The sequence below is a fragment of the Tessaracoccus palaemonis genome (genome assembly GCF_019316905.1).
In the GTDB taxonomy this organism is placed as follows: Bacteria; Actinomycetota; Actinomycetes; order Propionibacteriales; family Propionibacteriaceae; genus Arachnia; species Arachnia palaemonis.
Window position 1 is genome coordinate 22,861 of the sequence record NZ_CP079216.1, and the last position, 20,126, is coordinate 42,986.

Annotated in this window: 18 protein-coding genes; 10 read left to right on the forward strand and 8 right to left on the reverse strand. The window is 69.9% G+C overall.

The features are described from left to right. Positions 1–17: 17 nt before the first annotated feature. The 3 genes from KDB89_RS00105 to KDB89_RS00115 form a co-directional block, all read right to left on the reverse strand. Positions 18–2,588, reverse strand: coding sequence for a PEP/pyruvate-binding domain-containing protein (locus KDB89_RS00105; protein ID WP_219082274.1), 2,571 nt, complete (start codon positions 2,586–2,588; stop codon positions 18–20). Then, positions 2,578–2,847 carry an AbrB/MazE/SpoVT family DNA-binding domain-containing protein gene (locus tag KDB89_RS00110; RefSeq protein WP_219082275.1) on the reverse strand — a complete coding sequence of 90 codons (270 nt, stop codon included), beginning with the start codon at positions 2,845–2,847 and terminating at the stop codon, positions 2,578–2,580. The genes KDB89_RS00105 and KDB89_RS00110 overlap by 11 nt, the downstream gene beginning before the upstream one ends. 425 nt (positions 2,848–3,272) lie before the next feature. Then, on the reverse strand, positions 3,273–3,890 hold the full coding sequence (locus KDB89_RS00115) for a TetR/AcrR family transcriptional regulator C-terminal domain-containing protein (RefSeq protein WP_219082277.1): 618 nt from the start codon (positions 3,888–3,890) through the stop codon (positions 3,273–3,275). 59 nt (positions 3,891–3,949) lie between these two features. On the opposite strand from KDB89_RS00115, the gene KDB89_RS00120 reads away from it, so the two are divergent. From KDB89_RS00120 to KDB89_RS00140, 5 genes are all read left to right on the forward strand, one after another. After that, positions 3,950–4,891: a quinone oxidoreductase family protein gene (locus KDB89_RS00120; protein ID WP_255556027.1), complete on the forward strand. Its 942-nt coding sequence runs from the start codon at positions 3,950–3,952 to the stop codon at positions 4,889–4,891. 162 nt (positions 4,892–5,053) lie between these two features. Then, entirely contained in the window at positions 5,054–5,659 is a 606-nt protein-coding gene (locus KDB89_RS00125) for a hypothetical protein (RefSeq protein WP_219082281.1), read from the forward strand. Between the two features lie 213 nt (positions 5,660–5,872). Next, positions 5,873–6,853: an SRPBCC family protein gene (locus KDB89_RS00130; protein ID WP_219082283.1), complete on the forward strand. Its 981-nt coding sequence runs from the start codon at positions 5,873–5,875 to the stop codon at positions 6,851–6,853. 10 nt (positions 6,854–6,863) lie between these two features. Beyond that, positions 6,864–7,643 (forward strand): hypothetical protein, encoded by a 780-nt coding sequence (locus KDB89_RS00135; protein WP_219082285.1) that lies wholly within the window; start codon positions 6,864–6,866, stop codon positions 7,641–7,643. Continuing rightward, the gene (locus tag KDB89_RS00140) at positions 7,640–7,900 is read left to right on the forward strand and encodes a hypothetical protein (protein WP_219082287.1); all 261 of its coding nucleotides are present in this window, start codon (positions 7,640–7,642) and stop codon (positions 7,898–7,900) included. The genes KDB89_RS00135 and KDB89_RS00140 overlap by 4 nt, the downstream gene beginning before the upstream one ends. Here KDB89_RS00140 and KDB89_RS00145 read toward each other — a convergent pair. Next, on the reverse strand, positions 7,897–8,847 hold the full coding sequence (locus tag KDB89_RS00145; RefSeq protein WP_219082289.1) for a MauE/DoxX family redox-associated membrane protein: 951 nt from the start codon (positions 8,845–8,847) through the stop codon (positions 7,897–7,899). The two genes, KDB89_RS00140 and KDB89_RS00145, sit on opposite strands and share 4 nt — an antisense overlap. Before the next feature lie 104 nt (positions 8,848–8,951). Here KDB89_RS00145 and KDB89_RS00150 point away from each other — a divergent pair, with 104 nt between their 5' ends. From KDB89_RS00150 to KDB89_RS00160, 3 genes are read left to right on the forward strand one after another with little or no spacing between them, the layout of a single operon-like run. Then, positions 8,952–9,821: a nucleotidyltransferase family protein gene (locus KDB89_RS00150; protein ID WP_219082291.1), complete on the forward strand. Its 870-nt coding sequence runs from the start codon at positions 8,952–8,954 to the stop codon at positions 9,819–9,821. Further along, positions 9,818–10,621: an arsenate reductase/protein-tyrosine-phosphatase family protein gene (locus KDB89_RS00155; protein ID WP_219082293.1), complete on the forward strand. Its 804-nt coding sequence runs from the start codon at positions 9,818–9,820 to the stop codon at positions 10,619–10,621. Before KDB89_RS00150 ends, KDB89_RS00155 begins: the two co-directional genes overlap by 4 nt. 1 nt (position 10,622) lies before the next feature. Beyond that, positions 10,623–11,672 (forward strand): LCP family protein, encoded by a 1,050-nt coding sequence (locus KDB89_RS00160; protein WP_219082295.1) that lies wholly within the window; start codon positions 10,623–10,625, stop codon positions 11,670–11,672. A gap of 1 nt (position 11,673) precedes the next feature. Here the strand turns inward: KDB89_RS00160 and KDB89_RS00165 are convergent, their stop codons facing one another. Next, complete coding sequence (locus KDB89_RS00165; RefSeq protein WP_219082297.1) at positions 11,674–13,077, reverse strand: sugar transferase; 1,404 nt, start codon at positions 13,075–13,077, stop codon at positions 11,674–11,676. Between the two features lie 134 nt (positions 13,078–13,211). On the opposite strand from KDB89_RS00165, the gene KDB89_RS00170 reads away from it, so the two are divergent. Together KDB89_RS00170 and KDB89_RS00175 are read left to right on the forward strand one after the other, a co-directional pair. After that, positions 13,212–14,771, forward strand: a complete 1,560-nt coding sequence (locus KDB89_RS00170) for a tyrosine-protein kinase domain-containing protein (RefSeq protein WP_219082298.1) — start codon at positions 13,212–13,214, stop codon at positions 14,769–14,771. Next, entirely contained in the window at positions 14,771–15,997 is a 1,227-nt protein-coding gene (locus tag KDB89_RS00175) for a glycosyltransferase (protein WP_219082300.1), read from the forward strand. Before KDB89_RS00170 ends, KDB89_RS00175 begins: the two co-directional genes overlap by 1 nt. Positions 15,998–16,013: 16 nt before the next feature. Here KDB89_RS00175 and KDB89_RS00180 read toward each other — a convergent pair whose 3' ends face one another. The 3 genes from KDB89_RS00180 to KDB89_RS00190 are packed head-to-tail and all read right to left on the reverse strand — an operon-like array spanning position 16,014 to position 20,115. Next, entirely contained in the window at positions 16,014–16,943 is a 930-nt protein-coding gene (locus KDB89_RS00180; RefSeq protein ID WP_219082302.1) for a glycosyltransferase family 2 protein, read from the reverse strand. Further along, complete coding sequence (locus KDB89_RS00185) at positions 16,940–19,090, reverse strand: glycosyltransferase family 4 protein (protein ID WP_219082304.1); 2,151 nt, start codon at positions 19,088–19,090, stop codon at positions 16,940–16,942. The genes KDB89_RS00180 and KDB89_RS00185 overlap by 4 nt, the downstream gene beginning before the upstream one ends. Continuing rightward, the gene (locus tag KDB89_RS00190; protein ID WP_255556029.1) at positions 19,087–20,115 is read right to left on the reverse strand and encodes a glycosyltransferase family 4 protein; all 1,029 of its coding nucleotides are present in this window, start codon (positions 20,113–20,115) and stop codon (positions 19,087–19,089) included. Before KDB89_RS00190 ends, KDB89_RS00185 begins: the two co-directional genes overlap by 4 nt. Positions 20,116–20,126: the final 11 nt, after the last annotated feature.

Here is a 20,126-nt window from a genome sequence, read left to right on the forward strand (position 1 = left end):
GGCTCACTTGAGATCACTCACCATGCCGGAGAGCACGGGGTGACGGTGCCGGCGGCGCCGTCGACCAAGACTCGGTCGCCGGTGTGCAGGCGGGCGGTCGCGTCGCCGCAACCGACGACTGCGGGTACGCCCAGCTCGCGAGCGACGATCGCCGCGTGGCTGAGCGGCGCGCCGAGGTCTGTCACGATGGCTCCGGCCACGGGGAACAGAGGCGTCCAGCCGATGTTCGTGAGCGATGTCACGAGCACCTCGCCCGGGAGCAGCTGGTCCGACTCGTCGAAGCTCGCCAGGACCCGGACGGTGCCCTCCACGCGACCGAGCGCGCCGGGATGTCCGGTGATGACGTCGCGCGTCTCGGAGGACACCGTCGGGTCGGAGGCTGCGATGACGCTGCCGGCGACGTCCGTGCGGCGTTCCGGGTCTGCAGCCCAGTTGAAGGGGTCGAACCGGCCGCAGATGAGCCCGGGCAGGGGAGGCAGCTCGCGGTAGCGTCGCAGGGTGGTTCGACGCTCGTCGAACAACGCGAATGGGGTGGTGTCGCCGTCGAGGGCGGCGAGGAGTTCCTCGATGGTGAGCAGGAAGACGTCGTCGCGGATGCCGAGCAGTTCACCGGCGCGAAGGGCGAACGTCCTCTGAACGCCGGTGGTCCGGACCCCTTCGGAGCGGGCGACCTCGCGCAGCGCGGCGTTCCGCGCGGCCTTACGGACCCGGCGTTCGACCGTGGCCGCCTGCCTTCGGTCGTGTGTCCTGAGGCGGGCCAGCACGGTGGCGGAGGCGGCGGACTGCCGACCTCGGAGCGCGTTGACGTCGACTCCTCCCTGCCGGTTCAGCTGGGCGTCGAGCCAGGAGGGGTCCTCCGACGGCCGGGGCCAGGCCAGCTCGACCTCGTTGACGCCCCGGTGGCAGAAGCGCGCCACGTACTCCCCGCGGGACAGCTCGCCGGTGCGCACCCGGTCAAGGCCCTCGACCGGTCCCAGGCTCTCGAGCCCGCCCGCGACTCCTGCCAGGTCGGACATGAGCGTCGACGCATCCTCCGCGCCGAGCTCGTCGCGGAGCTCGGCCTCCAAGCGGGCGGGATAGTCGGAGCCGGAGGCGATCACGGCCCAGAAGGAGCGGAGGCTCAGGTCGAACAGCTTGTGGTCCCAGAGTCGCCGGAGTTCGGCGGGGGTCGTGGCCGATCGGACTTCGTTGGTGAGTGAGGCGCAGGTGCGCTGGTGGTCGCGGAGGAAGGAGGGCAGGCCGCGCCTGGCGCGGAGCATTTTCAGCAGGGTTCCGAGCAGGGGAAGGCCGACCGTCGTCCAGTCCTGCGGCGTGAGCGGGATCAGCGGAATGGGCACGCCGTCGGGCAGCGCACCCCACCAGCCGGCGATTTTGCGGTAGACGTCGCGTGGGTCGGCCTTGCCGGCCTTCCCGCGGCGCGAGGTGATCTGGACGCTGAGGTTCGCGTAAGGGCGACCGCCGATGGAGCCGGCCATCTCCCGGCCGCGCAGGGCCATGGACGGCCCGCCGTTGGCCTGCAGGTACCGCGCCAGCGAGATCGTCAGCGGGGTCTGGGCGACGGGGTTGGCCTCGCTCAGGTTCGTGGCGGACCAGAGGCAGTTGCCGGCGAGCGAGTCGTTGCGCTCGGCGGTGCGCTGGCGCCACGGGTTCAGGGTGGTGATGGGTCGCGCCTGGAGCAGCCACAGCCGCCCGTCGGCGATCGCCCACTCGATGTCCTGGGGGACACCGTCGAAGTTGCCCTCCACGTCGTGGGCCCGACGGTGCAGTTCGGCGGCGTGAGATGCGAGCGTTGGTGGGCCGTCGTAGTGGCCGGAGGGTCGGGTGAGGCGGAACTGGTCGCCGGTCACCTGCCCGGAGACCAGGGCCTCGCCGACGCCGTGCACGACGCTGCCGAGCATGGTGTCGAGGTCGCCGGTGATCGGGTCGACGGTGAAGACGACCCCGGCGAGGTCGGCGGGGACCATCACCTGCACGATGACGGCCACGTCGCCGGCCTGGCTGTCGGTCGTCCGGGCGTAGGCGGCCACGCGGTCGGCGGAGCCGGATGCCCGCACCGTCGCGATGGCCGCGGGGAGCCCGTCGGCGGAGACGTCGAGGACCGACTCGTACGCGCCGGCGAACGACGCCGTGCCCGAGTCTTCGGCGCGGGCCGACGAACGAACGGCGAAGCGTTGGCCGGCCGGGAGGCGTCGCGCCCAGCGGTCGAGAGCATGGGTCGCGGGGGCGGTCAGGTCGTCGCCGGAGAACCCGCGCGGGAGGATCACCAGCCCCTGGGGGACCGGCTGCCCGGCGCGGGAGAGCCGGGCGAGGGACCGGGCCTTGCCGCCCGCGGTGACCTCCCCCTCGGGGAGCTCCTGGAGGCGGTAGACCGGCAGCCCGGCCGCCGCGAAGCCGCGACGGGTCAGCCAGGCGCCGATCGCGCGCCCGGCGAACCAGCCGACGAACCAGCCGAGGGTGCCGGCCAGTGGCGCCACGAGGATGGCCCAGAGGCTGAAGCCGGTCAGCCAGGCGCCGCCGACGCCGAATCCGGTCGCGACCACGTTCGCCGCGACCGTCCGGAGGCGTTGGGCGCCGACCTCAGTCAGCACCGGGCTCCCCGTCCTCCGAGGTTGCCTCCGTGGCGGGATCCCCGTCCCCGAGGATCGCCTCCGCACCCGGGTGCCGCGCGACCACATCGTCGGCCCGCGCGAGCGCGATCCCGTGGCGCAGGTCGCCGAACACGAGCAGCTTGTCGCCGACCTCGATGCTGAAGTCGCGTCGGGCCTGGGCCGGGATCACGATCTGGCCCCGGTCGCTCACGGTGATGGCCCCGTAGAACCGCTTGTCAGGATCGTTGGGGTGTGGCATGGCGCTCCGATCGTCTTGTAAACAAGACTAATCTTGTACTGAATCGGGCGCAGGATCAAGTGTTATCCGGATCCGGATGGCTCAGCCGTTCGGCGAACACGCGCCACCCTTGTCGACGGACGCCACCCCTATCGACGGACGCTACCGCGATCGACACATGCCACCGCCATGGCCGTGGCATGTGTCAATAAGGGTGGCGTCGGTCAACAAGGGTGGCGTCGGTCAACAAGGGTGGCGTCGTCGCGAGGATGGGCCCTCGGTCAGCACGGCCACGCCAGACCCTTCGCTTCGCTCAGGGCACCTCGACAAGCTCGGCGACCCGGTTCCGTGGGGTGTCGGGTTCGGCGACCCGGTTCCCTGAGTACTTCGACAGGCTCAGCACAGGCCCTGTCGATGGGTGCCGAGCGGAGCGAAGCGTACCCGCCTCACCCCAGGCGTAGGCCGATGCCGTCCAGGACGGTGTCCAGCTGCCAGTCGAAGCGGGAGTCGGCGTCGGCGAACAACGCGCGGCCGGCCTCGACCACGTGCGGAGCGTCGGGGCCGACGGCCTCGTCGCGCTGCTCGAGCGAGTAGCGCTCCGAGGTCCGTTCCTGCTCCTCGATCACGAAACCGACGACGAAGGCCGTCACGAGCTGGGCGGCCTGGACGGCGTCCGCGAGATCGTGACCGGCCTCGGCCCAGGCATCGAGCCAGGGCTCCTGTGCGCGCAGGACGTCGGGGTCGGTGAGGCGGGTGCCGGAGAAGGTTCGCGCACCGTCGCGATGGGCGAGGTACTCGGTGCGCAAAGCTCGCGCGTAGCGGCCGAGCGCCTGCCTCCAGTCGCCGAGGGGCAGAGTGGTGGCCGCGGCCATGACGCGACGCTGGATCTCGGTGCCCATCTCGTCGAGGAGCTCCTGCTTGCTCGACATATGCCAGTACAGGGCGGGGGCCTTCACGTCGAGCCTCCCGGCGAGGGCCCGGAGGGTCAGCGCCTCGATGCCCACCTCGTCGAGCAGCGCGAGCGCCTCCTCGACGATCAGCTGACGTGTCAGTCCCTTGGCCATGGTGATAGCTTAACGCTGTTAAGCGATGATCGGAACTGAACAACGTTAAGGAGATGTCCATGAAGGCAGTTGTGATCAGCTCTCCGCAGGCGGGTCCCGTCTGCGGAGACTTCTCAGAGCCGGTTCCCGGGCAGGGGGAGCAGGTGTTCGAGCTTGTCGGAGCTGGTCTGCACCAGATCGTGCGGTCCATCGCCTCCGGCTCCCACTACGGCAGCGGCGACGTCTACCCGTTCGTCCCCGGTGTCGACGCCGTTGCCCGGGGTGTCGACGGCGGGCTCGTCTACACCGGGTTCATCACCGAGCCGTGGGGCACGATGGCGGAGCGGATGTCTGCCCGCGTGGGCATTCGGGTGCCCGACGGAGCCGACCCGCTCGCCGTCGCGGCAGGCATGAACCCCGGGATGTCGAGCTGGTTGCCGCTGACGGCGCGCGCCGACCGGGGACCGCTCGGCACCGTGCTGATCTTCGGCGCGACCGGCGCCTCGGGCAGGATCGCCGTCCAGTCGGCGCTCTCCCTGGGCGCGGACCGCGTCGTCGCCGTGGGCCGTAACGCCGCCGTGCTGGAGGAGCTCGCGGGGCCGTCCGTGGTCACCGTCCGCCTCGGTGAGGAGGACACGGCGACTCGGCTCGCCGCGGCGCTCGACCCGGCGCCGTCGCTCGTCCTCGACTACCTCTGGGGACCCGTCGCGGAACTGGCCTTCGGGGCGCTGGCGCGTCGCGGCCTCGACGAGGACTCGGCCGACATCACCTACACCCAGATCGGGGGCCTCGCCGGCCCGACGGCCGCGGTCCCGGCGTCGCTGCTGCGCAGCCGGAGGATCCGGATCGTCGGCAGCGGCGCGGGCTCCGCGTCTACGGCGGACCTGTTGAAGCAGCTGCCCGGGCTGCTGGCGCGGATTGCCGACGGCCGGATCCAGGTGGCGTACAAGTCGTTCTCCCTGGCGGACGCGGCGGCGGCCTGGGCGCACCGGGGCCCGGAGCGCGCCGTGCTCGTGCCGTAGCCGCGCGCGTGGCTGCGGTCGGTGTCGAACTCGGATAGGACTCAACAGCTTCTGCCGCGGAGGTCCGGCACCTGGGATTAGGCGCAAGACCGGCACGCGACCGGATCGCCTCGCTTACCCTTGTCGGGCGGACAACGTTGTCCGCGTGAGGCATGGTGGCCGATGCATTCAAAGCTGTCCGGTCCGCTCCAGGGCGGGCTCGTGGGGCTCAGCCGACGCGACGCGCCCGTACGGGTGCTCAGCGACGACGGACCGGCGCTCCTTGTGCTCGACCGGGGCAGACTTCGCTGGGTGCCTCGGCGCGACGCCGTCGCGATCCTCGAGCCCGGCGGCGCCCCGACCCCGGAGCGGCAGGCCGAGGTGCTCGCCCGGGCGCCGTTTCCCGGACTCGACGGCGGCCTCATCAGGGTGGACGACTGGGTCGGCGGCCAGGAGTTGCTCCCGACGATGGGCCCGAGCGGGATCGCGGAGGTCGTCGCCTTCGCCTCGTTCTGCGGCTCGTTGCATGTCGAGGTCGCGCGGTCGAGCGGCGGCACCACCCATGAACGGCTCGTGCGCGTCTACCGGGCCCTCCGACGCGGCTTGCTGACTGGACCCGACGGCGATGCTGACCCACCGGCCCACCCCATCGAGTACTACCGGTGTCATGTCTGCGGACTGGTCCCCGCGCCCGTCTCGTCGCTCACGGGGATCGCGATCGAGCACGGTGGCCCGAAGGCCCAGCGGTGCCCGATGTCCGGCCGTCGTCTCATCGACCCGCCCGCCTAGTCGGGCACTGGGGCTTCGGGCGGGTTGGCCCCTCTCGCTTCGCTCGAGGCGTTTCGACAGGCTCAACGATCCGGCGAGGGCGTTTCGACAGGCTGAGCCTGTCGGTTCCCTGAGCTCGTCGAAGGGCGCCGAGCGGAGCGAGGCGTATCTGGCAACGGAGGCCCGGCGAACCCCTGATCCGTAGGGTGGAGAACCCAGCCGGAAGGAACCCTCATGGCCGTCACCAGCGTCGAGACGGACCTCGACACCCTCACCATGACCGTCGTCACCGAGCACGCCGTCGACGTTCGGCGGCTCTGGGACGGATACCTCGACCCCCGACAGATCGAGCTGTTCTGGGGGCCACCGACATGGCCGGCGACGTTCCTTCGTCACGACGGGTTCGTCGGTGGTGTCTCGCGGTACTTCATGACCGGCCCCGACGAGGACGTCGCCGCCGGCGCGTGGGACTGGACCGCGCTCGACGAAGGGACATCGTTCGAGGTCACCGACCACTTCTGCCACCCTGACGGCACCATCGACGAGTCGATGCAGACCATGCGCATGACGTTCCTGTTCGAACCGACCCCGACCGGATCGCGCCTGACCAACACCACCTTCTTCGCTTCCGCTCAGGAGCTGAAGCAGCTCCGCGAGATGGGGATGGAGGAGGGGTCGACGCAGGCGATGGGCCAGACCGACGGTGTTCTTGCCCGCCCGGACTTCGCGCCCGGACTGCCGACCGCCGCGACGCTCCTCGACGGCACCAGGGTGCGCGTCAGCAGCGTGCTGAAGGCCGATCTTGACGACGTGTGGCGTGCGCACCGCGATGAGGCGACCGTCGCCAGGTGGCTGCTCGGGCCAGACGGCTGGTCGATGCCCGAGTGCACCGTCGCCCAGCGAACGGGCGAGGCCACACGCCTGACGTGGCGCGATGAGGCGACCGGCAGGTCGTTCTCGTCCGTCAGCCGCGTGCTGGAACTGGCCCCGCCCCGCCGCGAGGTTGCGGCCGAGTCCATGGCGGGCAGCCCGGAGACCGTCAACGACCTGACGCTGACTCCCCTCGACGGCGGCACCCTCGTCAGCATCGTGATCACCTACCCGGATCGTGAGACTCGCGATGCGGCCCTCGGCACCGGCATGGTCGGTGGCATGGAGAGCAGCTACGCGCGTCTAGAAGGCCTCCTGGCCGGCGGTGGGGAGGTCGTCCACTAGGGTTGACGACATGTCTGAGGCACACGACACGACGACGGTGACGGTCCGCGGTGCGGGCGCGACTGTGGCGATCGATGTGGCCCCCGATTGTCCGGAGCTGGCCGAGGCGGTGCGCCGGGCGTGGTCGCGAGCCACGATCTCCGACATCCCCATCGCCCGCGTCTCGGCCGCCCTTACGACCGATCCCACCCGCGCGGACGTCACCGGCACTGACCTGCACCACGTCATGGAGCGGCTCACGCAGCGGGTGACGATGCAGATCCTGACCGCGGAGATCGGGCGTCTCCTTCTCTTCCACGCGGCGGCCCTGGCGGACCCCGTCTCCGGTCGCTCGGTCGTGTTCGTCGCGCCCAGTCACGCAGGCAAGACCACCGTCGCGCAAACGCTGGGAGACCAGTTCGCCTACCTGACCGACGAGACGGTCGCCATCGACGACGATCTGCGCATCCTGCCCTACCCGAAACCGCTGTCGGTCCGGTTCAGCCCCGAGAAGCGCCGCGAGCTCAGCGCCGACGAGCTGGGCCTCCACGCCGCGCCGGCCAGGCCGACCGTCGCACGCCTTGTCGTCCTGCGACGCTCCGACGATCATGACGGTCAGCCGCAGGCGACCGAGCTCGACGACTTCGACGCCATCGTGGCGCTCGTCGGGGAGACGTCGTCGCTGGCCAAGCTCGACCGACCGCTCCACCGACTCGCCGACCTCATCACCGGAACCGGACCGGTCGTCGAGTTCCGCTACCGCGAGGCAGAGTCGCTCCGCCCCCTCGTCGCCGGGCTGGTGGCGCTGTGAGGATCACCCTGATTCCCCCGCTGGACCGCCTCGACCGCGACGACCGGTCGCTCCTGCTCTACGACGGCACGCTGCTCAGCCTCGGGCCGATCGGCGCCGCCGTCACGAAGTTCGCGGTCGACGGGATCGGGTTCGACGAGCTCCTGGACCTGATGCTCGACCTGTTCGGCCCGCCCGACGGCGACGCCCGAGCCTTTCTCGGCGCCGCGGTGGACGAGCTCGTCGCATCCCACGTCCTGCAGGTGGTGACTGACTAGGACGCGAGTTCGTCGGCGATGTCGGAGACGAGAGCGTCGACGTCGGGTCGCCCCTCGACCGGGCCGCCGGCCAGCAGCCCGTCCGCGCCCAGCAGCACCGCGGCGGGCAGGCGCTGGAGCTCCAGCAGCCGCGTCACGGTCCCCTCGGGGTCGACGAGGCCGGCTTCCGCGTCGGGGAACCGCGACACCAGTTCGACGTCCACTCGACCGCCGAGCCGCTCCCGCATGCGCGGCAGCTCGCCGGCGAGCCCATGGCAGCCTCCGCAGGCCGGCCGGACCCAGATCAGCAGCTGGGCACGGGGAGCCGCGAGTTCGCGCAGGGTCACGGGGACCCCGGCGCGCTCGAGGTACGCGAACGGGATGGGGGTGCGCAGGTACTCGCCCTCCTCGCCGGCGGTGTCCTCCGCGGTGTCGCGAACCTCGTCCACGGGGGAGAACCCGGCAGCCAGCCACGCCACGGCGCCGACGACCGCGGCGCCCAGCAGCCACCACGCGGCGGTCGGCGAGGTCCACACCGCGGCAGCGACCGGAGAACCGTCGACGATCGTCCAGACGACGGTTCCGCACGCGGCGCCCAGCAACATGACGTTGCGAGCGAGTGAGCCGCGCGTCACCTGGGCCGAGCCCCACCGGCCGAAACACGCGCAGGAGACCCGCTCCTCGAAGCCGAGGGCGCGGCCGATCAGCACGGTGTAGGCCGCCATCAGGACGGTGGCCGCCGCCGCGAGGACGGTGGCCAGCGGGGCGGGGGCAAAGAGCAGACCGAGGCCCATCAGGATCTCCGCCCACGGCAACGCGAGCCGCTGCGGCCGACCGGCGAGCGCCCTCGGCACCCGCAGGTCCACAAACGCCGACGCCACATCCGAGGGGGCGGCGAGCTTCGTCGCCCCGCTGATCACCAGGACGGCTGCGACGAGCGCGACGAGCGTCAGCAGGGGCTCAAACACCCCGCCAGCGTAGTAGGCGGGGTCGAGGGGTCGCACGGCACGCCTGGACCATGCCCGGGCCCGTCGCCATAGACTCGGCCCGTGGGATTCGGAAGGGGGATGCGATGAGGTACTCGCCCGATGTCCCCGTGTCGACCCGGGTGCACTTCACGCATGCTGTCCTGCAGTTTCTCGCGGACGAGGCGGGAGTCAGGCTGCTCCACATCAAGGGGCCCGCCCTCGATCCGGCACTGCTGCAGCGCTCCGAGGTCGGGACGCCTCTTCTCCGCCAGTCCACCGACGCCGACATCCTCGTCGACCCCCGGCGGGCATCGGACTTCCTCGCCCGGCTCACGGAGCGCAGGTTCCGCCGGGTGGCCGGTTTCGCCACGGGGTCGCCGTTCGGGCACGCCGCGACGATCTGGGCGGACGACCTCGGATATGCCGACGTGCACCGCTTCTTCCCGGGAGTCGGGATCCCCGCGGACGAGGCATTCGAGGCGCTCTGGGCCGATCGGGACACCATGATGCTGGCTGGCAGGGCATGTCCCGTCCCGAGCCTCGACGCCCAGCGGCTCATCATCCTCCTCCACGCCGCCCGCGGCGGTGGCCGAGGAGCCAACGACAGGGAGATCGCCTGGGAAGGCGCGACGGCGCAGGAGCGCTGGCGCGTGCGCGACCTCGCCGGCGCCTTCGGCGCCGTGGTGCCGCTGGCGGCGGCCATCGGCGAGCTCGACCGGCACGCCGAGGCTCCCGAGTATGACCTCTGGGACCACTTCGCCAACAACCCCGGGCACACCCGCACCGAGGAGTGGCGGGCCAGGTTCCGCGCCGCCCGCACCGTCCGGGAGAAGGCCACTGTCGTGTGGCGCTCTGCGATGGTCAACACCGATCACCTCGCCATGGAACTCGGCCGGCCGCCCAGCCGACGCGAGGTCGCGGCAGCGTGGTTCGCCCGGATCCGACGCGCCATCGACGAGCGGAGGGGCAAATGAGGTACCGCCTCCATCCGGACGCAGCCTGGCTGCCCGAGGACGACCGCGTCTACGCGATGGCGCTGCCCGACGGGGACTTCGTGGCGCTGGAGGGCACCGCCGCCGTGATCTTCTTGGACGTGGCCGCAGGTGGCGACCCTGTCGAGGAGGGTGTGCAGCGGTGGGGTGAGCTGGCCCGCGACGGGGTCGCCGGTTTCCTCGCGGAACTGATCGCCCGCAGACTCGTGGCTGAGGTCGACGACACGCAGCCTCGTGCGGAGACCACCGCGGGCGACGGGTTCTCGATCCTGTTCGTCTGCACCGCGAACATCTGCCGCTCGTCCTACGCCGAACTCGCGGCGAGGGCCAGAGACGTGCCGGGCATCTCGTTCGCCTCCGCCGGGACGCACGCGCTCGTCGGCCACCCTGTCGACCCCCCGATGGCCGAGGAACTGCGGCGCCGGGGCCTCGACCCGTCCACGCACGCGGCGCAGCAACTCACCGGCACACTCGTCGAGGCCGCCGACCTGGTGCTCGTGATGTCACCCAGGCACCGGTCGTTCATCCTGGAGGAGTGGCCCGGGGCGTCGCGGAAGACGTTCCTGGTCGGGCACGCGGCCCGCGTCGCTCGGGACCTTCCCGACGACCTGGCGCGAGAGGACCTGCCGGCGCTGCTCTGGGACTCCCGCACCTCGGGACACGGCGAGGCGGTCGACGACCCGTTCGGGAAGGGGCGGGCAGCGGCAAGGGCATGCGCCGAGCGGATCGACATCTTCGTCGCTGACATACTGGAGGCGCTGGACCGCCGCAGAAGGAGATGAGATGGCTGACGACCAACGCGTGAGCCTGTTCGACGACTCCGAGGACGGATCGGTCTCGACGGATCAGACCGAGCCGCGGAGGAAGCGGCTGCGCGATCGGTGGCTGCTGCTCAGCGTCGTCGGCCTGCTGGTCCTGCTGCTCGGCACCGCGGCCGGAGTCGTCGGCTGGTATGGCAAGTCGATCTACGACGCCCTCGACTCCGTCGACCGCCAGCCGAGCATGCTGCCTTCCCAGAACCGCCCCTCCCCCGTCGCCACGCCCGAAGGCCAGGACCACGCGCCGGTCAACCTGGTGCTGATGGGCACCGACCAGCGTGCGGGCGAGACGGCGCGCGGCCGCTCGGACGTGCTGATGATCCTCCACATCCCCGCAGACCGGAAGAAGGTCTACATCATCAGCGTGCCGCGCGACTACTGGGTGAGCATCCCCGGGCGCGGGACGGCCAAGATCAACGCCGCGTACTCGTGGGGAGGCCCCGCACTGACGCTGGCGACGCTCGAGTCGCTGCTCGACGTACCGATGGACCACGTCGCGCTGATCAACTTCGAGGGCTTCGTCGAGGTCATCGACACCCTCGGTGGCATCGCGGTCTACAACAGGCACGACTCGACGATCGACGGCACGCATTTCCCCGTCGGCGAGGTCGAGCTCGACGGGCAGACGGCCCTGAAGTTCGTCCGGAACCGGTACGGGCTCCCGAACGGCGATCTCGACAGGGCCGAGCGTCAGCGCGACGTCATCAAGGCGGTCATCGAGAAGCTTGTGAGCGCGGACGTATTGACGGACCCGGTGCGGTTCAACGAGGCCATCGTCGAGCTGGGGTCGCAGTTCACCGTCGACGACACCTTCACCAGCCAGGAGATGGTCGACCTCGGCCTGTCCATGCGCATCACGGGCGGCTCCGACGTCGTGTCGCTGCAGGCGCCGACCGCGGGCTTCGGCACCTCCTCGGACGGGCAGTCCTATGTGGCGGTCGACACCGATGGTCTGGCGGACCTCGCAGAGGCCCTGCGTAACGACACCATGGACGCGTTCGCGGGCTCCCAGTAGGTCAGTAGGCCCCATCGGACGAAAGCACCGCCCGGACCGTCTTGAACAGGATCGCCAGGTCGGCCCACGGGGACCAGTTGTCGATGTACCTCAGGTCGAGCCGGACGGTCTGTTCCCACGTCAGGTCGGAGCGACCGGACACCTGCCACAGGCCCGTGATCCCCGGACGGACGCGGAGCCGCTGCCGCTCGTCGGCCGTGTAGTGGGAGACCTCGGAGGGCAGCGCTGGCCGCGGGCCGATCAGGCTCATGTCGCCGATCACCACGGAGAACAGCTGCGGGAGCTCGTCGATCGAATACCGACGGATGAACCGTCCGATCCGTGTGACCCGCGGATCGTCGGCCAGCTTGAACATGCGCTGGTTCACGGTGTGGCCGTCCGGCAGCTCGGCCAAGCGTTGGTCCGCGTCCACCACCATGGACCGGAACTTCAGCATGGCGAAGGGCTTCCCCTCGCGCCCGATGCGCGTCTGCCGATACAGGGCGGGGCCGCCGTCCGCGCGCACCAGCAGCGCGGTCACGATCAGCAGCGGGCTGAACAGGACGATGAAGAGCAGGGACAGACCCAGATCCAGGATCCGCTTCCCCAGAGACAGGGCTCCCCGGGAGCGGGGGTCCTCGACGAACACGATCGGCAGCCCGGCCAGGGGTCGGGTGCGGACGCGGTCCGCTGCGACGTCCACGAGGGAGGGGACGACGGCGAGCTGGGTGTGGTGGCCCTCGAACTGCCACATGTAGCGTCGGAAGTCGGTTGAGCTCGGGACCGAACCGGCCGCGAACAGGATCAGATCGATCTCGAGGTCGTCGGCTGTGGAGAGCAGCTCCTCGACCATCTCGCGATGGTCGTTGTCCTGATCCGCCGCCGTGGCGTCGTCGACGCGGGTGCCCGCGAGCTGCAGGCCGAGCCAGGTGGAGTCGGCCATCACGCGGCTGAGTTCGGCGATCTCCGGTCGGCTGCCGACCACGAGGACGCGGCTGCCGAAATGGCCTCGTCGCCGGAGCTCATGCAGCACGCGTCGGGCGAGCAGACGCCCGACGCAGAGCAGTCCGGTGCCGATCAGCAGCAGGGCGAAGAAGAAGACGCGCGACAGTGGCGTCCGCGTCAGGTAGAGGGCGGTGGCGAGGAGCCCGCCCATGACGAAACCCGAGTTGACGATGCTGGTGTGCTCCCGCAGGCCGGCGCCGAGATCGGCGGACCGGTATCCGCCCAGAACGGCGATCACGACGATCCAGCATGCCGTGGCTGGCAGCCAGAGACCCTGGAGGATGGCGTCGAGGACGCCCGTGTCGAGGAACCCGAGGACGCCCCGGGCGTAGTTCGCCAACTCCATCGCCAGCAGGATGCAGAGGGCGTCGAGGAGGACCAGGCCCGCCAGAAACCACGCACCGGTGCCTTTGATGGTCATGGTGTGTGAAGGTCCCCTCGCGTCGTGCTCGGCGGAATCCTACGCTTGCCGCGCGCGATGCGGTGCACCGGCATGAGCGAGGTGTAGTCGGGATATCCTGAAGGCCGCAACTACCTGGGGAGAGCGCCGCCACCATGACCCTGCTGGACCTGTTCCATCTCACGCGACGCAACCTCCTGCTGATCGCCGCCTGCATGCTGGGCGGTGTCCTCGTTGCCGCCGGGTACTCGGCGCTGCAGCCGAAGATGTACAGCGCCACCGCCAGCGGCTACGTGGTCGCCGCCTCCGGGGGCTCGGTGTCAGGCGCGTTCACGGGCGACACCCTCGCCGCGGCGCGTGCGAAACGCTACCTGCCGCTTGCCTCGACGACGGCCGTCACCGAGCGCATCGCGGAGGAACTCGACGGAACCGGCATCGCGCCCACCGGTATCTCTGCATCGATCGTCTCGGACTCCAACATCATGCAGATCACGGCCGCTGGCTCATCGTCGGAGCAGGCGAAGGCCGTCGCCGACGCGGGTGTGAAGGCCATGGCGGCCGAGATTCATCGCATGGAGACGCTGGAGCCGGCGGGCATCACGTCCGGCGACGCGACGAGTGTCGATGGCATCCCCACCACGGGAACGGCCGCCATCGCGCTCGTCCCGTTCCAGGAGGCCGGAGCTCCGGGTGCCGCGACGTCGCCGAACTGGAGGCTCAACCTGCTGATCGGTCTGGGCGCCGGCCTGCTGATCGGATTCGCGGCCGCATTCGCGAGGAAGGTGCTCGACGTCAGGGTCCGCACCACCAAGGACATGGAACGGCTGACCGACAAGGGCGTCCTCGGGGTCATCCCCGTCGCGTCCGGGTTGTCGAAGCGGTCCAAGACCAGACGGAAGTCCGCGAAGACCGCGCTGGCCCAGGAGGCGTTGCGTCAGCTGCGCACGAACCTGCGGTACGTGAGCGTCGACGATCCGCCGCGCTCCATCGTCGTGACCAGCGCCAACCCCGGCGAGGGCAAATCAACCGTCGCTGCGAACCTCGCGCGGGTGCTCGCGGCCGGTGGACAGCCGACGGTGCTCATCGACGCGGACCTTCGTCGCCCGGCCCTCCACAAGGAGTTCGACCTTGACAGCGGAGTCGGTCTCTCCCAGGTCCTCGCCGGCGACGTCGTCCTGCGGGATGCGCTGCAGGGCACGGAGACGAACCTGCTGCAGGTCCTGCCCGCGGGCCGGATCCCCCCCAATCCCAGCGAACTGGTCGGCTCCAAGCAGATGGCCAAGCTGATCGCGGCCCTCGCGACGAACCGGACCGTCATCATCGACGCGCCGCCCATCCTGCCCGTCAGCGACGCGGGTCTCCTGACCGCGGCCGCGGACGGTGCCCTCCTCGTCGTCCGCACCGGTAAGACCCTGCGCGATCAGATCGCCGTCGCCGTCAAGCGCCTGGACCAGGTCGGCGGCCGACTGCTCGGCTCCACACTGAACCTGGCTTCACCGCGTCGACTTGGCGAGACCATGTACGGCTACGGGCGCGGGTACGGCTACGCGAGGAAGTCATACGGCGCGTACTACGGGTCGAGCAGCAAGGTGGCCGGCGAGGGTGCCCTGCTCGCCCCGCATGTGCCGCAGCGTGTGTCGAAGGCTGCGCCGGTGGCAGCCCCCAGCGCCGTGTCGCCGGGTCGCGAAGCGTCCAGTGGGGATCGAGTGGGGTGATGCAGGCGAAGCAGACGCGCGTCGGAGAAGGCAGGTTCCCAGTGGACCGCGTTATCTTCACGCAGAGTTCTGTCGGCCAATTGGGCGGGATTGACAGTGTCAACGGTGTCTTGGCAAGACAGTTCCAGGCACGTGGCGTCCAGATCGCGTACGTGAGTGGGAATCCTCCAGCGGGGAGGCCTGAAATCGATGGGGACGTGTTCGTGTGCCGGCCCTTGCTCTCGTGGACCGCTGATCACCCACTCGCAGCGCAATACCCGGGGAGAATGGGTATTAGGCTGTTGATCAAGCGGCTGCTCACTCCGGTGATACGGATCGTGCACCGAGCCAGGGTGGGGCTCTTTCTGCAGCGGCTCGGCCCGGGCGACGTTGTGCTACTGAGTAGTCCAGGCGTGGTGGACGCCCTTCGACTTGGGCCACAGGCGGCGACGAAGGCATATCTGGTCGCACACGGTCACACATCCTTCGAGGGGTATCGGCTCTATGGGTGGCTCGAGTCACAGAGGCGACAGATGCAGTTCCTCGACCATCTGGTCGTCTTGACGCGTGAGGACGCTCGGAGACTCTCTGAGGCACTCGACGTCGAGGTTGGTTGCGTAGCTAACCCGAGCGATGTGGTCCCAGTTCCAGGGGTAGTCAGGGAGAAGACGGTTGTTTCAGTGAGTCGCCTCTCAAGCGAGAAACGGATTGACACTGCGATCCGTGCCTTCGATCTGGCAGCTGACGAGGTGCCGGGATGGCGCTTCCAGATCTACGGGGATGGCGTTGAGCGGGACGCGCTTGAGGAACTGGCCCGGGGGTGCCGGAATGCGGACCGGATCGAGTTCTGTGGTCGGACAGATGATGCGGCAGCGGTGTTTTCAGGGGCCGAGTTGGCCATCCTGACATCAGAATTTGAGGGGCAGCCCATGTCCGTCATTGAGGCCGCGAGATGCGGGACGCCCACCGTGTCGGTCGGCAGCGTTCCGGAAGTGGCACGAATCGCGAAACGTTGTGGGTATCTCGTCGACAGTGAGCGCCCCGAGGATGTTGCGGCCACCCTGGTCCGCGCCATGCGCGACGAAGCGGGCAGGCACGAGCGCGGCAGGCTCGCGATCGAGTTTGGCAAGGAGCATGACCCGTCGTCGATCGTCGATCAATGGATGGAGCTGTTCGAGACCCGTGATCCAAGTTCGGTGACACTGGCTCACCCAGACGGCACGCTCACTGCCCCAGCAGGGGCGTAGCCGCCGGAGTGACCGATCAGAGGCCGTGTGAGGTCTCGGCTGGGTGCGCGTACCCGATCTGTGCGGAGCTTTCGACCAACAGCGCGACCAGCTTGCGACCGATGGGCGTCGGGAGGCCGCGAAGGATCGTGTCGACCGCGCGGGCGGTCGTCAACAGCCGCGTCCGCGACCTGAGCAGCAGGGTTGAGGCCCAGACCAGCGCACCCCAGAGGCCTGCACCTGGCGCGGGGATGGCACCCAGCGCCGCGCGGCCGTGCTTGGCCTCGAACAGCCGACGTGCGGCGCCGGAGTGGAAGGCACGGTCGACCCGGCTGACAGTCGTGGACGCCGCCCCGAAGTGCGGGACCTCGAGCTCCCGGACCAGACGAACAGGATAGCCAGCCTCGTGGAGCCGGTAGCCCCAATCGACGTCCTCCCAGCCGTAGGCCCGATAGTCGGCGTCATATGGCCCGACGCGATCCCAGACCTCGCGCGGGACCGACACGTTGGCCGCCCAGTAACGCCACGGGTTGGTACTGCGGTAGGCATCGTGTTGGAAGCGGGCGTCGGCGTCGATCCCGTACACCCGTGCGTAGGGGGTGTCGGGGAATCGGTTGCGGCAGAGCCCCACGGCACCACCCTGCTCGGTCTCGTGAGCGGCCTTGTGATGGGTGATGTAGTCGCGGCCCGGTTCCAGGTCGTCGTCGCAGCGGATCAGGACGTCGCCCGTCGTCTCGGCGAAGCCGGCGTTGAGAGCCGCGACCCTGCCGCGGTTCTCGGGAAACACGATGGATCGAACCCGGGTGTCTCCGTGCGCAGCAACGACCTCCTCGGACCCGTCGACGTCGCCGTCGAGCACAACGACGGCCTCCCACTCGGGATCGACCTGGGCGGTCAGTGCCGCCAACAGGCGCGGCAGGCGGTCGGCCCCGCCGCGGCTGGGGATCACGACCGACGCGAGCGTCACGCGACCTGCTCGAGGAGGTCGGAGAGGTGATGCTTCAGGCCAGCCGCGAAGTGCTCCTCGGAGAAGAGCATTGCGTGCTCCCGGATCGGGCCCGAAGGAAGCGGGTGTTCGGCGAGATGGCGGACGGCCGCGGCGACGGCCTTCGGGGTGGCAACCTCGAAGAAGTAGCCGGTGACGCCATCGAGGACTGTGTCGAGATAGCCGCCGGAGCGCAGCGCGAGTGTCGGGACGCCAAACCCGTAACCTTCGACGGGGGTGAGGCCGAAGTCCTCGCGGCTGGGAGCGACGACGGACTTCGCGGTGGCGTACAGGTGCCGGAGCTGGGCGTCGTCCAGCCCCTCGAGCATCACGACGTTTGCCGGTAGGTCAGCGGCGAGCGCGGCGCGCATGGGACCGCGGCCAACCACGACGAGCCGTTCATCGGGCATGCCTCGGAACGCGTCGATGGCGACGTCGACGTTCTTATAGGGCATCAGCCGGCTCACCAGCAGGTGGTGGCCGGGCCAGCCGTCGATCTCGGGCACGGAGGTGGTGGGGCCGCCCGGGTTCAGTCCTGCTGGCGGGTGCAGGACGGTCGCCTCGATGCCGTACACGTCGCGGATCCGACGCTGCACGACGGTGGAGTTGCAGAGATACTTGTCGGCGGTCATCGCTGCGCGCTGATCCCACCAGATCAGGAAGGGGCGCACCAGCTGCAGCGCCCACCCTTTGGGGCTCTTCCACCAGGGGCCGCCGAGGTACTCCTCCGGCAGGTACAGGAAGCGCGCGGGGGAGTGGCAGTAGACCAGCTTGGGCTTGTCGGTGCGGATCCCGTGGGCGAACCCGGTGGTGGACACGATGACGGCGTCGGCGGTGGGGTCGAGCGGGGTGTTCTGGAACGCCCAGGGGAAGAACGGGAGGCCGACGCGGAAGTTGCGACGCAGACCGGAGACGCGGTTGAGCGGCGATGTGTGAATGGTGGCGGCGGCCACCTCGGGGAACGTGGCATCGGGGTCGTACAGGGATGTGGAGATCTCGGCCTCGGGGAACGCCCTGTCCATCGCGACGACGACGCGCTCGGCACCGCCGCGTTGGGTGAGGTAGTCGTGCGCCAGCGCGACGTGCGGCGTGCCGACCCGCGGGGTGCGGATGTCGAGTTCCGCGAGCATGATCTCCAGACGGATTCGCCCGGCCTCTGGCGAGTACAGGTCCTCCCACCGGGACCGAGCCGCACGCGTCACGGTCTGGTCGACGTTCTCGGACGCGGCGATGATCACGCGAGCCAGGTCGTCCGCATCGCCCGAGCGTGCGATCCAGGGGAAGTCCGGTCCGACGACCTCGGGTAATGCCCCCGCATCGCTGATGACGAAGGGAGTGCCGGTGGCCATTGCCTCGGCGGCGACAAGTCCGAACGGTTCCGCCCACACGGACGGGAAGACCGCCACATCGACCTGGTTGAAGAAGTCTGCCCTGTCCAGCCAGCCTGCCTGCACAGTGACGTCGGCGATGGGGCCGAGGGCGGCGTCGACGATGGCCCGATCGGACTCGTCTACGAACCGGCCCTCGCCTGCCAAGAGCAGGCGGAATCGCCCGGGGCGAGTGGTGTTGAGGGCCTCGATTGCCCGAGCGAGGACATCCACACCCTTGTCAGGCGACAGCCGCCCGAGGAACCCGACAGTGACGGTGTCGTCGCCTGGAATCCGGTGTCGGAGGTCGAGTTCTGTGGTCCAGTTCGCGAACATCGTGGCGGACGGAACGGCGAGGCGCATCGCCTGGGAGGGCACGAGCACGCGCTGGGCTCCCTGCATTGCTGCGCTCGCGGCCATGCGCTGCAGCGGGCCACGCGGCTGCTGGTGCAGGTGGATGACGCGGCCGGGCCGGCCAGCTGTCGCGAAGGCTGGGCGCAGGCCGTTGCACCACAGCAGTCCGGAGCGTTCGGAGCGGTCCCAGGCACGCAGATTGAGCAGGTAGTCGCGAGCGGATCTGCCGTGGATCCCGACAGCGGCGAATCCCTGGGCGGCCGCGAGGTTCAGGGTCTCGGGTTGAGCCGCAGGGGCGACGACGGTCACGTCGTGACCGAGGCTGCGCGCGGCGTCGGCCAGCTGCAGCAGCATGACCTCTCCACCGCCCACCGCGCCCTGGTTGGACGCGAACACCAGCCTGCTCATGTCGTCACCTTCTCGTAGACGCGGGCAATGCCCGCTGTCATGTCGGCCACGCTAGGCCAGAGGGGTGGCAGCGCGGGGCGATTGTCTTCGGTCGCCTGTCGAATCATCGCCTCGGCGACCCTATCGCCTGGGGCAGGGGGTGTGAGACAGAACGGGGGAAGGATCTCGGGGTTGCCGCCGACCGGTGTCGCAACCACGCCCAACCCGGCGTTCAGGGCGTCGAGGAGGGCGTAGGAGCAATTCTCCCACGCCGACAACTGCACCAGTACGTCGTGGTGCGCCAACGCGTCGGCCGCGTCGACGTGGCCCGGGAACTTGACGCTGTCGGAGAGGCCGATCGCGGCTGCGGTCTCCAGCAGCAGATTGAGCTGACTACCTGTTCCGGCCACTGTGAGCGTCGCGTCCGGCAGCTCTGCCCGCGCCGCGGAGAAAGCCTCCAGCACTGCTGGAAGGTTCTTCTCAGGAGCCAGGCGGGACAGGGTCAGGAAGCGGCGTGCTCCGGATGCCGAGCGGGAGGCCGGGACGCGGTCGATGCCGTTGTGGATGACGGTTACAGGGCAGCGGGGGTGCCACTGGTGGAGCACCTGGTCCCTGGTCGACTCGCTGACGGCGATGATCGAGCTGAATCTCGTGCACCGCGCCCGGTGGGCCAGCCGCTTGACCGTGGCGACGGTGCGATTCGGGTTGTAGAGCAGCGGATCGGCGGCGATCCCGTGCTCGGTTGAGACGAGCGGCACACCAGTGCCCACGCTGGCCATGGCGAGAAGGATGTCCGCGCGGGCGAGGTGGGAGTGGGCCACATCCGGCCGCTCCGTTCGGAGCAGCGACCGCAGGGCCCGCACCGCAGGGACGGTTTCCGTCGCGGTACTGACCGGCAGACTGCGGGTGTCGTGCCCATCGGCTTGCAGTGCGTGGAGAAGCGGACCATCGGGGGCGGCGACCGTGATCGCCCAGCCGGGAATGCCGGCGCGGGTCGCATCGAGCACGTGCCGCGCGACCCCGGCAACTTCGGCGACGGGGATCACCCAGAGAGCTC

Bases quoted from the DNA above. Each gene is read 5' to 3' on its own strand.
- KDB89_RS00170 (WP_219082298.1), top strand. From the start codon at position 13,212: ATGACCCTGCTGGACCTGTTCCATCTCACGCGACGCAACCTCCTGCTG.
- KDB89_RS00160 (WP_219082295.1), top strand. From the start codon at position 10,623: ATGGCTGACGACCAACGCGTGAGCCTGTTCGACGACTCCGAGGACGGA.
- KDB89_RS00130 (WP_219082283.1), top strand. From the start codon at position 5,873: ATGGCCGTCACCAGCGTCGAGACGGACCTCGACACCCTCACCATGACC.
- KDB89_RS00120 (WP_255556027.1), top strand. From the start codon at position 3,950: ATGAAGGCAGTTGTGATCAGCTCTCCGCAGGCGGGTCCCGTCTGCGGA.
- KDB89_RS00165 (WP_219082297.1), bottom strand. From the start codon at position 13,077: ATGACCATCAAAGGCACCGGTGCGTGGTTTCTGGCGGGCCTGGTCCTC.
- KDB89_RS00185 (WP_219082304.1), bottom strand. From the start codon at position 19,090: ATGAGCAGGCTGGTGTTCGCGTCCAACCAGGGCGCGGTGGGCGGTGGA.
- KDB89_RS00110 (WP_219082275.1), bottom strand. From the start codon at position 2,847: ATGCCACACCCCAACGATCCTGACAAGCGGTTCTACGGGGCCATCACC.
- KDB89_RS00135 (WP_219082285.1), top strand. From the start codon at position 6,864: ATGTCTGAGGCACACGACACGACGACGGTGACGGTCCGCGGTGCGGGC.
- KDB89_RS00150 (WP_219082291.1), top strand. From the start codon at position 8,952: ATGAGGTACTCGCCCGATGTCCCCGTGTCGACCCGGGTGCACTTCACG.
- KDB89_RS00115 (WP_219082277.1), bottom strand. From the start codon at position 3,890: ATGGCCAAGGGACTGACACGTCAGCTGATCGTCGAGGAGGCGCTCGCG.
- KDB89_RS00155 (WP_219082293.1), top strand. From the start codon at position 9,818: ATGAGGTACCGCCTCCATCCGGACGCAGCCTGGCTGCCCGAGGACGAC.
- KDB89_RS00175 (WP_219082300.1), top strand. From the start codon at position 14,771: ATGCAGGCGAAGCAGACGCGCGTCGGAGAAGGCAGGTTCCCAGTGGAC.
- KDB89_RS00125 (WP_219082281.1), top strand. From the start codon at position 5,054: ATGCATTCAAAGCTGTCCGGTCCGCTCCAGGGCGGGCTCGTGGGGCTC.